The sequence below is a fragment of the Streptomyces sp. NPDC059695 genome (assembly GCF_042733785.1).
Lineage (GTDB): Bacteria > Actinomycetota > Actinomycetes > Streptomycetales > Streptomycetaceae > Streptomyces.
In genome coordinates this window covers 280,056-292,422 of the sequence record NZ_JBHWFF010000005.1, presented here as the reverse complement: position 1 = coordinate 292,422, position 12,367 = coordinate 280,056, and the positions used below count along the sequence as shown (strand labels likewise).

The window sequence follows — 12,367 nt, the reverse complement described above, 5'->3', positions numbered from 1 at the left end:
GCCCCGCGCGCGCGGCGCGCGCGGGGGGGGCGCGGGGCCGCGCCGCCGCCGCGGGGGGGGGGGGGGGGGGGGGGCGGCCCCCGCGGGGGGCCCCCCCCCCCCCCCCCCTCCTCCGTGTCCGTGCGGGATCAGTCGTGCGGGGTCCAGAAGTCGACGAGGCGGCCGACGCCGTGCTCCACGGCCTTCCAGGAGCCGTCGAACCTGAGGACGGCGAAGGCGGAGGTCGGGAAACCGCTGCGGTTCATCCGGGGCAGGAGATCGCCCTCGGACTCTCCCGCGAGGGCGTCGGCGAGGGCGTGCATCCCGGGGTTGTGGCCGATGACCAGCAGGTCTCCGACGGTGTCCGGGGTCTCGTTGACCAGGGCGATGAGCTCGCCCAGGGAGGCCTCGTAGATCCGCTCCTCGTACACCGTCTTCGGGCGCGCGGGCAGCTCGTGGACGGCCAGCTTCCACGTCTCGCGGGTGCGGGCGGCGGTCGAGCAGAGGGCGAGGTCGAAGGTGATGCCGCTGTCGGCGAGCCTGCGGCCCGCCACCGGGGCGTCCTTGCGGCCTCGCTCGGCGAGGGGTCGCTCGTGGTCGGACTCGTCGTTCCAGTCAGCCTTCGCGTGCCGGAGCAGCACGATCCTGCGGGTTGTGTCGACGCTCATGGTCCACAGCTTCGCACGAAACAGGCCACTTCGACTCAGAGAGGGAGCGTTTGCCAGAGGTGCTCCAGGACCCGGCCGACCGTCGGGTCGCCGCTCGCCGCCTGGGCCTCACCGGACCCCGCCATCAGGAGCAGGAGGGCGAGGAAGGCGGCCGCGGGGAGGGCGAGGGCCCACCAGGGCAGCCGGGTGTCGACGCCTGTGGCCGTGGTCCGGACGCCGGGGTGGGTGGGGGCCGACATGACCGCCTCCGTGGGTGAGTTCCGCGCTTTCGCCGTTGTCACCAACGTACGGATCGCGCGTCCCCCGGCCCATCCGGTGATCCACCCACTTCACCCTGAGACCCGCCCCCTAGGGGATGCGGGGGCTAGCCCCACCTCACGGGGAGACGAAGGAGGCGAGGACACCGATGACGACCGTGATGCCGAGCATCGCGCCGAGCACGATCAGCAGCTTCTTCTGGCCGTTCTGGGGATTGGGCTCGAGGTAGGGCATGGGAACAGTCTCGCATCTCAGCATTCGTCCTCGACCGTCCGGTCCCTGCCCGCCAGGGTTCCGACGATCATCTGCGGCACCATCAGTCCGCCCATGAGGGCGATCGGCAGTCCCCAGCCGCCGCTGTGCTGGTAGAGCACGCCGACGAGGAGGGGGCCCGGGATCGAGATGAGGTAGCCGACGCTCTGCGCGAAGGCGGAGAGCCGGACGACGCCGGCGCCGGTGCGCGAGCGCATGCCGATCATCGTGAGGGCGAGCGGGAAGGAGCAGTTGGAGATGCCGAGGAGCACCGCCCAGACCCAGGCTCCGGCGGCGGGGGCGAGGAACAGTCCGGTGTAGCCGGTGAGTCCGCACAGGCCGAGGGCCACGACGATCGGGCCCTGGTTCTTCATCCGGGTCGCGAGGCGCGGGATGACGAAGGCGAGGGGGACGCCCATGACCATGGTGACGGCGAGGAGCACGCCCGCGGTGGTGGCGGGGACGCCGGAGTCGCGGAAGACCTGCGGCATCCAGCCCATGGTGATGTAGGCGCCGGTGGCCTGGAGGCCGAAGAAGACGCCGAGCGCCCAGGCGGTGCGGCTGCGGGTGATGCGGGGCGCGGCGGCCGGCGGGGCGGCGGGGGCCGCGGCGGCGGCGGGCGGCGCCTGGTCGGTGACCCGGTCGCGCAGGAGCGGGAGCCAGGGCAGCACGGCGAGCGCGGCGAGGACCGCCCAGACGCCGAGGCCGAGGCGCCAGCCGCCGCCGAGGGCGTCGGTCATGGGGACGGTCGCCGCGGCGGCGACGGAGGTGCCGAGGGCGAGCGCCATCGAGTAGAGGCCGGTCATGCTGCCGACGCGGTCGGGGAAGTACCGCTTGACGATGACGGGCATCAGGACGTTGCTGACGGCGATGCCCATGAGGGCGAGGGCGCTGGCGGCGAGGAAGGCGGCGGTGCCGGTCGCGAAGGGCCTGAGGAGGAGGCCGGTGAAGATCGCGGCCATGCCCGCACAGACGACGGCGGCGGGGCCGAAGCGGCGGGCGAGGCGGGGGGCGGTGATGCCGAAGACCGCGAAGCAGAGCGGGGGGACGGAGGTGAGGACGCCGGCGACGCTGCCGCTCATGTGGAGGTCCTGGCTGACCTCTTCGAGGAGGGCGCCGAGGCTGGTGATGGCGGGGCGCAGGTTGAGGGCGGCCAGGACGAGTCCGACGGCGACGAGGCCGAGGGGCCACCGGCGCGGCGGGGCGGCGCGGTCCGGTGCGGGAGAATCCCCGGCTGTGGTGGCCGCCACCGCGGTCGTCCCGGCCGGTCGCGCGGTGGTCTCCGCCGCGGTCGCGGCGGGGTCGAGGGTCTTCGGCTCGTCAGGCATGAGGCCATCATAGAATCATGGGATGATTGGTTGTCCAATCTCGAACGAATGGGAAGGCGCTCCATGGCCCTCGGTCACCCCCGGCGCACCGGTCTCTCCGATCAGGTGATCGCCGAACTGCGGAACCAGATCACCTCCGGCGAGTGGCCGGTGGGTTCGCGCATCCCGACCGAACCCGAACTGGTCGAGCAGCTGGGCGTCGCCCGCAACACGGTGCGCGAGGCGGTCCGCGCGCTCGCGCACAACGGGCTGCTCGACATCCGCCAGGGCTCCGGGACGTACGTCGTCGCCACGAGCGAGCTGGCGGGCGTCATGCACCGGCGCTTCGCCGGCTCCGACCCCCGGCACGTCGCCGAGCTGCGCTCCACGCTGGAGTCCGCCGCGGCCCGGTTCGCCGCCGGGCGGCGCTCGGAGCGGGATCTGAAGCAGCTGGACGCCCTGCTCGTGCGGCGTGAGGAGGCGTGGGAGTCCGGGGACGCGGAGCGGTTCGTGACGGTCGACGCCGCCTTCCACCACGCGGTGGTCGCCGCCTCGGGCAACGAGGTCCTGACGGAGCTCTACGCGGACCTCGGCGATCTGCTGCGGGACTGGCTGCGCGACGACGTCGGGCAGGTGCTGCGGCCGGAGAACCACATGGACCACGCGCGCCTGGTGGACGCGATCCGCGAGGGCGACGCCGAGCGGGCCGGCACGGAGGCGGCCGGCTACCCCTTCATGTGCCTCAGGAGCCCCGTACCGGAGGAGAGTCCTGAGCGGGCGCCAGGTCCGCGGGCTGGTGCGTGATCCAGGCGGACCGGACCTCCTTCCAGCAGCGGCCGGTGACCTGGGCGTAGTCGGCGGGTCCGACCTCCACGGGGGCGCTGTCGCTGTCGACGTCCCACCAGCGGTCGCACTCGACGTGGAGGCGGATCCGGTCGGTGCGGGGGTACGGGTTGCTGCAGTGCGCGGTGACGCGGGAGCCTTCGACGACGGTGCGGCAGGAGGCCCCGAAGTCCTCCGGTTCCCCGGCCGCAGGGGCGGTGGCGGGGAGGTCCTCGGCCGGGGCGGGAGCGGCCCGCAGCTCGGCGGCCACGGCGGTCCCGGTGATCAGGACGGCGACGGAGACGATCGCCCCGAAGCCCTGACGTATCGCGCGCATGCCCGTACCTCCTCCCCGTCAGCAGCAGAACATCACGCTCTGCCCCAGTCTGGGGTCGTTCGGGCTACTTTTCGACTCGTGCAGGAGTTGCGGAACGGCGAGGGCCGTGTGTCCGCCACGGGGGCGGGCACACGGCCCTTCACTGTCCTGCCGGGTGGTTACGCGCCGATCGCGTGCAGACCGCCGTCGACGTGGATGATCTCGCCCGTGGTCTTCGGGAACCAGTCCGAGAGCAGCGCGACGATGCCGCGGCCGGCCGGCTCCGGGTCCGAGAGCTCCCACTCCAGCGGGGAGCGGCTGTCCCACACGGAGGCCAGCTCGCCGAAGCCCGGGATGGACTTGGCGGCCATCGAGCCGAGCGGGCCCGCCGAGATCAGGTTGCAGCGGATGTTCTGCTTGCCGAGGTCGCGCGCCATGTAGCGGCTGGTGGCCTCCAGGGCGGCCTTGGCCGGGCCCATCCAGTCGTACTGCGGCCAGGCGAACTTCGCGTCGAAGGTGAGGCCGACGACCGAACCGCCCTCGGACATCAGCGGCAGCAGCGCCATCGTCAGCGACTTCAGGGAGAAGGCGGAGACGTGCATGGCGGTGGCCACGGACTCGAACGGCGTGTTCAGGAAGTTGCCGCCGAGCGCGTCCTGCGGGGCGAAGCCGATGGAGTGCACGATGCCGTCGAGCCGGTCGCCCAGGTGCTCGCGGACCTGGCCCTCCAGGCGGGCGAGGTGCTCGTCGTTGGAGACGTCGAGCTCCAGGACCTTCACCTTGTCGGGGTGGGGCAGCTTCTTGGCGATGCGCTCGGTGAGCGTCGGCCGGGGCCAGGCGGTGAGGATGATCTCCGCACCCTGCTCCTGGGCCAGCTTGGCGGCGTGGAAGGCGATGGAGGACTCCATCAGCACACCGGTGATGAGGATGCGCTTGCCCTCGAGAATTCCGCTCATGGTGATCAGTGACCCATGCCCAATCCGCCGTCAACCGGGATGACGGCTCCAGTGATGTACGAGGCGTCGTCGGAGGCGAGGAACTTCACCGCCGCGGCGATCTCCTCCGGCTGCGCGTAGCGGCCCAGCGGCACCTGGGACACGATGCCCGCGCGCTGGTCGTCGGTGAGCACCGCGGTCATGTCGGTGTCGACGAAGCCGGGAGCGACGACGTTGAAGGTGATGTTGCGCGAGCCCAGCTCACGCGCCAGGGAGCGGGCGAAGCCGACCAGGCCGGCCTTGGAGGCGGCGTAGTTGGCCTGGCCCGCGGAGCCCAGCAGTCCGACGACCGAGGAGATCAGGACGACGCGGCCCTTCTTGGCGCGCAGCATCGCGCGGTTGGCACGCTTGACGACCCGGAAGGTGCCGGTGAGGTTGGTGTCGAGGACGGACGTGAAGTCCTCCTCGGTCATGCGCATGAGGAGCTGGTCCTTCGTCACGCCGGCGTTGGCCACGAGGACCTCGACCGGACCGTGCTTCTCCTCGATCTCCTTGTAGGCCTGGTCGACCTGCTCGGAGTCGGTGATGTCGCACTTGACGGCCAGGAAGCCGTCCTTCTCGAGCTCAGCGGGATCGCCGGAGCGGTACGTGATCGCGACCTTGTCGCCGGCCTCGGCGAACGCGCGGGCGATGGCGAGGCCGATGCCCCGGTTTCCTCCGGTGACGAGAACCGAGCGGCTCAACGGATCACCCTTTCGATAGCGGTCTGGTAGCCGAAAACCTATCGGTATCGCACCCGACATGAGCAATCGACCTCCCACAGTGGCATCCGGGCGTCACTGTCGGATCCCTACAGCTCGGGGGCGGTACGGGGGACACGCTGACGGACCCGGCCCGGCGCGGATCCGGATCGGGGCCGCAGCCCTCCCGCACGGTCGTCGCAGCTCTCCCGCAGGGTCGTCGCAGCTCTCCCGCCCGGTCGCCGCAGCCCTCCCGCCCGGTCTCGGAGCCCGGTTCCGCGGTGGACGCACGCCAATGCGCCGACTCGGCCGCCCGTCCCGTGATTGACTTCCGGGACAGTTTCGACCGCCGTCTTCCGATCGCCGAGAGCGAGGCCGCTCGTGGTCCATCAGATCGACCCTTCGTTCGTCGCTTTGCCGTTGCGGGCGCTCGCCGACGCGGCGCTCGCCCGAGCGCGCGCGCTCGGTGCCGAGCACGCCGACTTCCGCCTGGAGCGGGTGCGCAGCGCCTCGTGGCGGCTGCGCGACGCCAAACCGTCCGGTTCCTCGGACACCACGGACCTCGGGTACGCGGTGCGGGTGGTGCACGGCGGCGCCTGGGGCTTCGCGTCGGGCGTCGACCTGACCATGGACGGGGCCGCGCGGGTCGCCTCGCAGGCCGTGGCCATGGCCAAGCTGTCGGCGAAGGTGATCGCGGCGTCCGGGTCGGACGAGCGCGTGGAGCTGGCCCAGGAACCGGTGCACGCGGAGCGGACCTGGGTCTCCTCGTACGAGATCGACCCGTTCTCGGTGCCCGCGGAGGAGAAGAGCGCGCTGCTCGCGGACTGGAGCGCGCGGCTGCTCGGGGCGGAGGGCGTGGCGCACGTGGACGCCTCGCTGCTGACCGTCCACGAGAACAAGTTCTACGCGGACACGGCCGGCACCGTGACCACCCAGCAGCGCGTCCGGCTGCACCCGCAGCTCACGGCGGTCGCCGTGGACGAGACGACCGGTGAGTTCGACTCGATGCGGACGATCGCCCCGCCGGTGGGGCGGGGCTGGGAGTACCTGACGGGGACCGGCTGGGACTGGGACAAGGAGCTCGACGAGATCCCGGGCCTGCTCGCCGAGAAGATGCGGGCGCCGAGCGTGGAGGCGGGCCGCTACGACCTGGTCGTGGATCCGTCGAACCTGTGGCTGACGATCCACGAGTCCATCGGGCACGCCACCGAGCTGGACCGGGCGCTCGGCTACGAGGCGGCGTACGCGGGCACCTCGTTCGCCACCTTCGACCAGCTGGGCAAGCTGGCGTACGGCTCCTCGGTCATGAACGTGACGGGTGACCGGACCGCCGAGCACGGTCTCGCCACCGTCGGCTTCGACGACGAGGGCGTCGAGGCGCAGAGCTGGGACCTGGTGAAGGACGGCACGCTCGTCGGCTACCAGCTGGACCGGCGGATCGCGAAGCTCACGGGCCTGGGCCGGTCGAACGGCTGCGCCTTCGCCGACTCCCCCGCGCACGTGCCGGTGCAGCGGATGGCGAACGTCTCGCTCCAGCCGGACCCGGGCGGTCTGTCGACGGAGGATCTGATCGGGGGCGTGGAGCGCGGCATCTACGTCGTCGGCGACCGCTCCTGGTCGATCGACATGCAGCGCTACAACTTCCAGTTCACCGGCCAGCGCTTCTTCCGCATCGAGAACGGCCGGCTCGCCGGGCAGCTGCGGGACGTGGCGTACCAGGCGACGACCACGGACTTCTGGGGCTCGATGGAGCAGGTCGGCGGCCCGCAGACGTACGTGCTCGGTGGCGCCTTCAACTGCGGCAAGGCCCAGCCGGGCCAGGTCGCCGCCGTCTCGCACGGCTGCCCCTCCGCCCTCTTCCGGGGCGTCAACATCCTCAACACGACGCAGGAGGCCGGTCGATGAACGCCCGCCCCGCCCTTTGCCGGGGGTCCGGGGGTCGTCCCCCGGGCCAGCACAGTCTGAACACGACGCAGGAGGCCGGTCGATGAGCCGCGTCAGCAAGCCGTACGAGATCGTCGAGCGGGCCCTGGAGCTGTCCCGCGCCGACGGGTGTGTCGTCATCGCCGACGAGGAGTCCTCGGCCAATCTGCGCTGGGCCGGGAACACGCTCACCACCAACGGTGTCACCCGGGGCCGGACGCTCACCGTGATCGCGACCGTCGACGGCGCCCAGGGCACCGCGTCCGGTGTCGTCTCGCGGTCCGCCGTGACCGTCGACGACCTGGAGCCCCTGGTCCGGGCGGCGGAGGCCGCGGCCCGCGCCGCCGGACCCGCCGAGGACGCGCAGCCGCTGGTGTCCGGTGTCCCCGCGTCGCCCGACTTCACGGACGCGCCGGCGGAGACCTCCTCCGCGGTCTTCACCGACTTCGCCCCGGCGCTCGGTGAGGCCTTCGCCCGCGCCCGGGCCGGCGGCCGTGAGCTGTACGGCTTCGCCCACCACGAGCTGACCTCCACCTACCTGGGCACGTCCACGGGGCTGCGGCTCCGCCACGACCAGCCCAACGGGACCCTGGAGCTCAACGCCAAGTCGCCCGACCGGTCGCGCTCCGCCTGGGCCGGGCGCTCGACCCGGGACTTCAAGGACGTCGACCCGGCCGCGCTCGACGCCGAGCTGGCGACCCGCCTCGGCTGGGCCGAGCGGAGGATCGAGCTGCCCGCCGGGCGGTACGAGACGCTGCTGCCGCCGACCGCCGTGGCCGATCTGCTGATCTACCAGCTGTGGTCGTCGACGGCCCGGGACGCGGTGGAGGGCCGTACGGTCTTCTCGAAGCCCGGCGGCGGCACCCGGCTCGGGGAGACGCTCTCCCCGCTGCCGCTCACGCTGCGCAGCGACCCGAACGAGCCGGGCCTGGAGTCCGCGCCGTTCGTGATCGCGCACGCGTCCGGCGACGACTCCTCCGTCTTCGACAACGGTCTGCCGGTCGCCCCGGTCGACTGGGTGAAGGACGGCGCCCTGGCGCACCTGATCACCACCCGGCACACGGCGGGGCTTACTCGCTTGCCCGTGGCACCGGGAGCCGGGAACCTGATCCTGGACGGCGGCGGCGAGCGCTCCCTGGAGGAGATGGTCGCCTCGACGGAGCGCGGCCTGCTCCTGACCTGCCTCTGGTACATCCGCGAGGTCGACCCGGCGACGCTGCTGCTCACCGGGCTGACCCGGGACGGCGTCTACCTCGTCGAGAACGGCGAGGTGGTCGGCGAGGTGAACAACTTCCGGTTCAACGAGTCGCCGGTGGACCTGCTGTCGCGGGCCTCGGAGGCGGGCCGGACGGAGAAGACGCTGCCGCGCGAGTGGAGCGACTGGTTCACCCGGGCCGCGATGCCCGCCCTGCGGGTGCCGGACTTCAACATGAGCTCGGTCAGCAAGGGGGTCTGACCCGCCTAGACTGGGCCGTCGTACGACTGACAACTTTCTGAGGAGACGGACGATCGTGACGGACATCGTCGACGAGCTGAAGTGGCGCGGGCTGTTCGCCCAGTCCACCGATGAGGACGCACTGCGCAAGGCTCTCGCGGACGGTCCCGTCACGTTCTATTGCGGTTTCGACCCGACCGCGGCCAGTCTCCACGTCGGCCACCTGGTCCAGGTCCTCACCGTCCGCCGGCTCCAGCAGGCCGGGCACCGGCCGCTGGCGCTGGTCGGCGGGGCCACCGGGCAGATCGGTGACCCCCGGCCGACGGCCGAGCGCACCCTGAACGACCCCGAGACGGTCGCGAACTGGGTGAACCGGCTGCGCTCGCAGATCGAGCCCTTCCTCTCCTTCGAGGGGGAGAACGCGGCGGTCATGGTGAACAACCTGGACTGGACCGCCGGGATGTCGGCGATCGAGTTCCTGCGGGACATCGGCAAGCACTTCCGGGTCAACAAGATGCTGACCAAGGACTCCGTCGCCCGGCGCCTGGAGTCCGAGCAGGGCATCAGCTACACCGAGTTCAGCTACCAGCTGCTCCAGGGCATGGACTTCCTGGAGCTGTACCGCCGCTACGGCTGCACGCTCCAGCAGGGCGGCTCGGACCAGTGGGGCAACCTGGTGGCCGGCCTCGACCTGATCCACCGCCTGGAGCCGGGGGCGGAGGCGCACGCGCTGGCGACCCCGCTGATGGTGAAGGCGGACGGCACCAAGTTCGGCAAGACCGAGGGCGGGGCCGTCTGGCTGGACCCGGAGATGACCACGCCGTACGCGTTCTACCAGTTCTGGCTGAACGTGGACGACCGGGACATCTCGACGTACATGCGCATCCTGTCCTTCCGGTCCCGCGAGGAGCTGGAGGAGCTGGAGGCGCAGACCGCCGAGCGGCCGCAGGCGCGCGCCGCCCAGCGGGCGCTCGCCGAGGAGCTCACCACCCTGGTGCACGGCGCCGACCAGTGCGCGGCCGTCATCGACGCCTCCAAGGCGCTGTTCGGGCAGGGCGACCTGGCCGAGCTGGACGAGCCGACGCTCGCCGCCGCGCTGTCCGAGCTGCCGCACGCGCGCGTGTCCGAGCTGGGCCAGGTCGTGGACCTGTTCGCCGAGGTCGGTCTCGTGGCGAGCAAGTCGGCGGCGCGCCGGACGGTGAAGGAGGGCGGTGCCTACGTGAACAACGCGAAGGTGACCGCCGAGGACGCCGAGGTGTCGGCGGACGAGCTGCTGCACGGCCGCTGGCTGGTGCTGCGGCGCGGCAAGAAGAACCTGGCGGCGATCGAGTTCGCCGGCGCGTAGCGGGACCACGACGGGAGGCCCGGTACGGTGCGATGCGCCGTACCGGGCCTCTCCTCGTGCTCAGGCGCGCTGTTTGTTGCCCTTGATCGAGGTCCACAGCATGTCGCCCACACCGACGACGGCGACGGCGCCGATCAGCTGGAGCAGGTGCCGGGTCCAGTCGATCCCCTTGGTGTCGTTGACTCCGATCCAGGTCGCGACCGCGTTGCCGAGCACGCTGCCGAGAATGCCGAACACGGTCGTCAGCCACAGCGGGATCTGCTGCTTGCCGGGCAGGATCGCCTTCGCGATCAGACCGAGGACGAATCCCACGATGATCGCCCACAACCAACTCATCGTCGCCTCCTAGTGCGCGTGTGCGCCCAGTCTCGGCCCATCCGCCGTACGACGCATGTCGGACACCGCCGCACGTGCCCCGGTCTCGTCGGCGCGGCGGGGCGGGCGTACGGTGGAGCGAGGTCCGGTCCCGGGAGGGTCCGGCACGACCGGTGGGTGGTGAACGGCGATGCCGAAGCGTGGCGAGACCGAGGTCTTCCGGATCACGGGGGCCCGGCAGGGGCTCGCCGACGACGTCCGGGGACGACAGCGGCGCTATGTCATCTCGATGACCGTGCGGACGCTCTCCGTGATCGCCGCGGCGGTCCTGTGGAACGTCGAGCGGCACGTGGCCTTCGTGGCGCTGGGCCTGGGCATCCTGCTCCCCTACGTCGCCGTGGTGATCGCCAACGCCGGACGCGAGACGGCTCCGTCCCTTCCCTCCACCTTCGTCCCGGCTCCGGTGCGCCCCGCGCTCGACGCGCCGAACCTCAAGGGAAGCTCAGATCAATCATGACGATCCTGTGCACCGCACCCCATGTGCCGTGACATACTGCCTACGCGCTCCGCATCCCCCGTCGGAGCGACGGACCGATGCCGGGCAGCTCCCCCCGTGGCTGCCCGGCATCGCTGTTGCTGGACAATGATCCGGTGATCAATGGTCCTGTGAGCGAAGACAAGCCGATCTGTTCCGCCAAGGGGTGCCGCGGCGACGCCGTCTGGGTCCTCGCGTGGAACAACCCCAAGCTGCACACGCCCGAGCGGCGCAAGACCTGGCTCGCGTGCGAGGAGCACCGCGAGCACCTCTCCCAGTTCCTGGGGGTACGGGGTTTCCTGAAGGACGTCGTCCCGCTGGCCGACTGGGACTCAGCCGCCGATAGCTGACATCGGGCGGTCGGGCTGGAGGAAGCTCGGGTCGTCGAGGCCCGAGCCCGCCTTCTTGCCCCACATGGCCTTCTTCCAGAGCTCCGCGACGGCCTCGTCGGGGGCGTCCGAGCGCAGGACCGCGCGCAGGTCCGTCTCCTCGGTGGCGAAGAGGCAGGTGCGGACCTGTCCGTCGGCGGTGAGCCGGGTGCGGTCGCAGGCCCGGCAGAACGGGCGGGTGACGGAGGCGATCACACCGACGGTGTGCGGTCCGCCGTCGACCACCCAGCGCTCCGCGGGGGCCGAGCCGCGCTCGTCGGAGCCCTCCGGCGTCAGGGTGAAGCGGGTGCGCAGCGACTCCAGGATGTCCCCGGCGGTGATCATGCCGTCGCGCTTCCAGCCGTGCTGGGCGTCCAGCGGCATCTGCTCGATGAAGCGGAGTTCGTACCCCTCCCGGAGCGCCCAGGCGAGGAGGTCGGGGGCCTCGTCGGCGTTGAGCCCGGGCATCAGGACGGCGTTGACCTTGACCGGGGTGAGGCCGGCCTCGCGGGCGGCGGCCATGCCGTCGAGGACGTCCTGGTGGCGGTCCCGCCGGGTGAGGGTCTTGAAGACCTCGGGCCGCAGGGTGTCCAGGGAGACGTTGACCCGGTCGAGGCCGGCCGCCTTGAGGGCGGCGGCGGTGCGCTTGAGCCCGATGCCGTTGGTCGTGAGGGACATCCGGGGGCGGGGCTCCAGGGCGGCGCAGCGCTCGACGATCCCGACGAGGCCGGGGCGGAGCAGCGGCTCGCCGCCGGTGAAGCGGACCTCGGTGACGCCGAGGTCGGTGACCGCGATGCGGATCAGGCGGACGATCTCGTCGTCCGTGAGCAGGTCCGGCTTGGCGAGCCACTGGAGGCCCTCTTCCGGCATGCAGTACGTGCAGCGCAGGTTGCACCGGTCAGTCAGTGAGACGCGCAGGTCAGTGGCCACTCGGCCGTATGTGTCGATGAGCACTGTGGGCCCCCTCCCCGGATTCCGGATGCGTGTGTTCCGAGCCTACGTGAGGGCACGGGCGACGAGCAGGGCAGATTGTCACGAGGACCGGTGAGGCCGCGGCGTTGAAAAAAAACAGCCGGGCCCCCGGAGGGAGCGGGCCGGGGGGGGGGGGGGGGGGTTCGGTGAGTGGGCGCCCCCAACCGTGGGGGGTGTGTACGAACCTGGCCCCGTCC

15 protein-coding genes are annotated in these 12,367 nt (G+C 71.7%); 6 read left to right on the top strand and 9 right to left on the bottom strand.

Going from position 1 to position 12,367, the window contains the following annotated elements; genetic code table 11:
* Positions 1-128: 128 nt before the first annotated feature.
* The 4 genes from ACFV2S_RS09285 to ACFV2S_RS09270 form a co-directional block, all read right to left on the bottom strand.
* Positions 129-647, bottom strand: coding sequence for a SixA phosphatase family protein (locus tag ACFV2S_RS09285; protein ID WP_385555705.1), 519 nt, complete (start codon positions 645-647; stop codon positions 129-131).
* 35 nt (positions 648-682) lie between these two features.
* Entirely contained in the window at positions 683-886 is a 204-nt protein-coding gene (locus ACFV2S_RS09280) for a hypothetical protein (RefSeq protein WP_383802465.1), read from the bottom strand.
* A 136-nt stretch (positions 887-1,022) separates the two neighbouring features.
* Positions 1,023-1,139 (bottom strand): SGM_5486 family transporter-associated protein, encoded by a 117-nt coding sequence (locus ACFV2S_RS09275; RefSeq protein ID WP_383802467.1) that lies wholly within the window; start codon positions 1,137-1,139, stop codon positions 1,023-1,025.
* Between the two features lie 17 nt (positions 1,140-1,156).
* The gene (locus ACFV2S_RS09270; protein ID WP_385555702.1) at positions 1,157-2,485 is read right to left on the bottom strand and encodes a CynX/NimT family MFS transporter; all 1,329 of its coding nucleotides are present in this window, start codon (positions 2,483-2,485) and stop codon (positions 1,157-1,159) included.
* 63 nt (positions 2,486-2,548) lie between these two features.
* Between ACFV2S_RS09270 and ACFV2S_RS09265 the strand changes: the two genes are divergently transcribed.
* Positions 2,549-3,268 carry a FadR/GntR family transcriptional regulator gene (locus ACFV2S_RS09265; protein WP_385555701.1) on the top strand — a complete coding sequence of 240 codons (720 nt, stop codon included), beginning with the start codon at positions 2,549-2,551 and terminating at the stop codon, positions 3,266-3,268.
* Here the strand turns inward: ACFV2S_RS09265 and ACFV2S_RS09260 are convergent.
* The 3 genes from ACFV2S_RS09260 to fabG all read right to left on the bottom strand — a co-directional run bounded on the left by ACFV2S_RS09260 (position 3,207) and on the right by fabG (position 5,280).
* A complete protein-coding gene (locus tag ACFV2S_RS09260) occupies positions 3,207-3,623 on the bottom strand; it encodes a hypothetical protein (RefSeq protein WP_385555699.1) in 417 nt (138 codons plus the stop codon). The genes ACFV2S_RS09265 and ACFV2S_RS09260 overlap by 62 nt on opposite strands.
* A 158-nt stretch (positions 3,624-3,781) precedes the next feature.
* Positions 3,782-4,558 carry an enoyl-ACP reductase FabI gene (fabI, locus tag ACFV2S_RS09255; RefSeq protein ID WP_030322735.1) on the bottom strand — a complete coding sequence of 259 codons (777 nt, stop codon included), beginning with the start codon at positions 4,556-4,558 and terminating at the stop codon, positions 3,782-3,784.
* A gap of 5 nt (positions 4,559-4,563) precedes the next feature.
* Positions 4,564-5,280, bottom strand: a complete 717-nt coding sequence (gene fabG, locus ACFV2S_RS09250; protein WP_383800683.1) for a 3-oxoacyl-[acyl-carrier-protein] reductase — start codon at positions 5,278-5,280, stop codon at positions 4,564-4,566.
* Between the two features lie 378 nt (positions 5,281-5,658).
* On the opposite strand from fabG, the gene ACFV2S_RS09245 reads away from it, so the two are divergent.
* The 3 genes from ACFV2S_RS09245 to tyrS all read left to right on the top strand — a co-directional run bounded on the left by ACFV2S_RS09245 (position 5,659) and on the right by tyrS (position 9,980).
* Positions 5,659-7,182 carry a TldD/PmbA family protein gene (locus tag ACFV2S_RS09245; RefSeq protein ID WP_385555696.1) on the top strand — a complete coding sequence of 508 codons (1,524 nt, stop codon included), beginning with the start codon at positions 5,659-5,661 and terminating at the stop codon, positions 7,180-7,182.
* 82 nt (positions 7,183-7,264) lie between these two features.
* Positions 7,265-8,656: a metallopeptidase TldD-related protein gene (locus ACFV2S_RS09240; RefSeq protein WP_385555694.1), complete on the top strand. Its 1,392-nt coding sequence runs from the start codon at positions 7,265-7,267 to the stop codon at positions 8,654-8,656.
* A gap of 55 nt (positions 8,657-8,711) precedes the next feature.
* On the top strand, positions 8,712-9,980 hold the full coding sequence (gene tyrS, locus ACFV2S_RS09235; protein ID WP_385555692.1) for a tyrosine--tRNA ligase: 1,269 nt from the start codon (positions 8,712-8,714) through the stop codon (positions 9,978-9,980).
* A 60-nt stretch (positions 9,981-10,040) separates the two neighbouring features.
* Here tyrS and ACFV2S_RS09230 read toward each other — a convergent pair whose 3' ends face one another.
* On the bottom strand, positions 10,041-10,316 hold the full coding sequence (locus ACFV2S_RS09230) for a GlsB/YeaQ/YmgE family stress response membrane protein (RefSeq protein WP_385555690.1): 276 nt from the start codon (positions 10,314-10,316) through the stop codon (positions 10,041-10,043).
* 169 nt (positions 10,317-10,485) lie between these two features.
* On the opposite strand from ACFV2S_RS09230, the gene ACFV2S_RS09225 reads away from it, so the two are divergent.
* Entirely contained in the window at positions 10,486-10,812 is a 327-nt protein-coding gene (locus ACFV2S_RS09225) for a DUF3099 domain-containing protein (RefSeq protein ID WP_385555688.1), read from the top strand.
* A gap of 149 nt (positions 10,813-10,961) precedes the next feature.
* Complete coding sequence (locus tag ACFV2S_RS09220; RefSeq protein WP_383786719.1) at positions 10,962-11,180, top strand: hypothetical protein; 219 nt, start codon at positions 10,962-10,964, stop codon at positions 11,178-11,180.
* Here the strand turns inward: ACFV2S_RS09220 and moaA are convergent.
* The gene (gene moaA / locus ACFV2S_RS09215; RefSeq protein WP_385555686.1) at positions 11,163-12,152 is read right to left on the bottom strand and encodes a GTP 3',8-cyclase MoaA; all 990 of its coding nucleotides are present in this window, start codon (positions 12,150-12,152) and stop codon (positions 11,163-11,165) included. The genes ACFV2S_RS09220 and moaA overlap by 18 nt on opposite strands.
* Positions 12,153-12,367 lie beyond the last annotated feature (215 nt).

Excerpts from the sequence above, each read along its gene's own strand:
- ACFV2S_RS09265 (WP_385555701.1), top strand. The coding sequence starts at position 2,549 with ATGGCCCTCGGTCACCCCCGGCGCACCGGTCTCTCCGATCAGGTGATC.
- ACFV2S_RS09230 (WP_385555690.1), bottom strand. The coding sequence starts at position 10,316 with ATGAGTTGGTTGTGGGCGATCATCGTGGGATTCGTCCTCGGTCTGATC.
- ACFV2S_RS09275 (WP_383802467.1), bottom strand. The coding sequence starts at position 1,139 with ATGCCCTACCTCGAGCCCAATCCCCAGAACGGCCAGAAGAAGCTGCTG.
- ACFV2S_RS09285 (WP_385555705.1), bottom strand. The coding sequence starts at position 647 with ATGAGCGTCGACACAACCCGCAGGATCGTGCTGCTCCGGCACGCGAAG.
- ACFV2S_RS09280 (WP_383802465.1), bottom strand. The coding sequence starts at position 886 with ATGTCGGCCCCCACCCACCCCGGCGTCCGGACCACGGCCACAGGCGTC.
- ACFV2S_RS09260 (WP_385555699.1), bottom strand. The coding sequence starts at position 3,623 with ATGCGCGCGATACGTCAGGGCTTCGGGGCGATCGTCTCCGTCGCCGTC.
- fabI (WP_030322735.1), bottom strand. The coding sequence starts at position 4,558 with ATGAGCGGAATTCTCGAGGGCAAGCGCATCCTCATCACCGGTGTGCTG.
- ACFV2S_RS09270 (WP_385555702.1), bottom strand. The coding sequence starts at position 2,485 with ATGCCTGACGAGCCGAAGACCCTCGACCCCGCCGCGACCGCGGCGGAG.
- ACFV2S_RS09240 (WP_385555694.1), top strand. The coding sequence starts at position 7,265 with ATGAGCCGCGTCAGCAAGCCGTACGAGATCGTCGAGCGGGCCCTGGAG.
- ACFV2S_RS09225 (WP_385555688.1), top strand. The coding sequence starts at position 10,486 with ATGCCGAAGCGTGGCGAGACCGAGGTCTTCCGGATCACGGGGGCCCGG.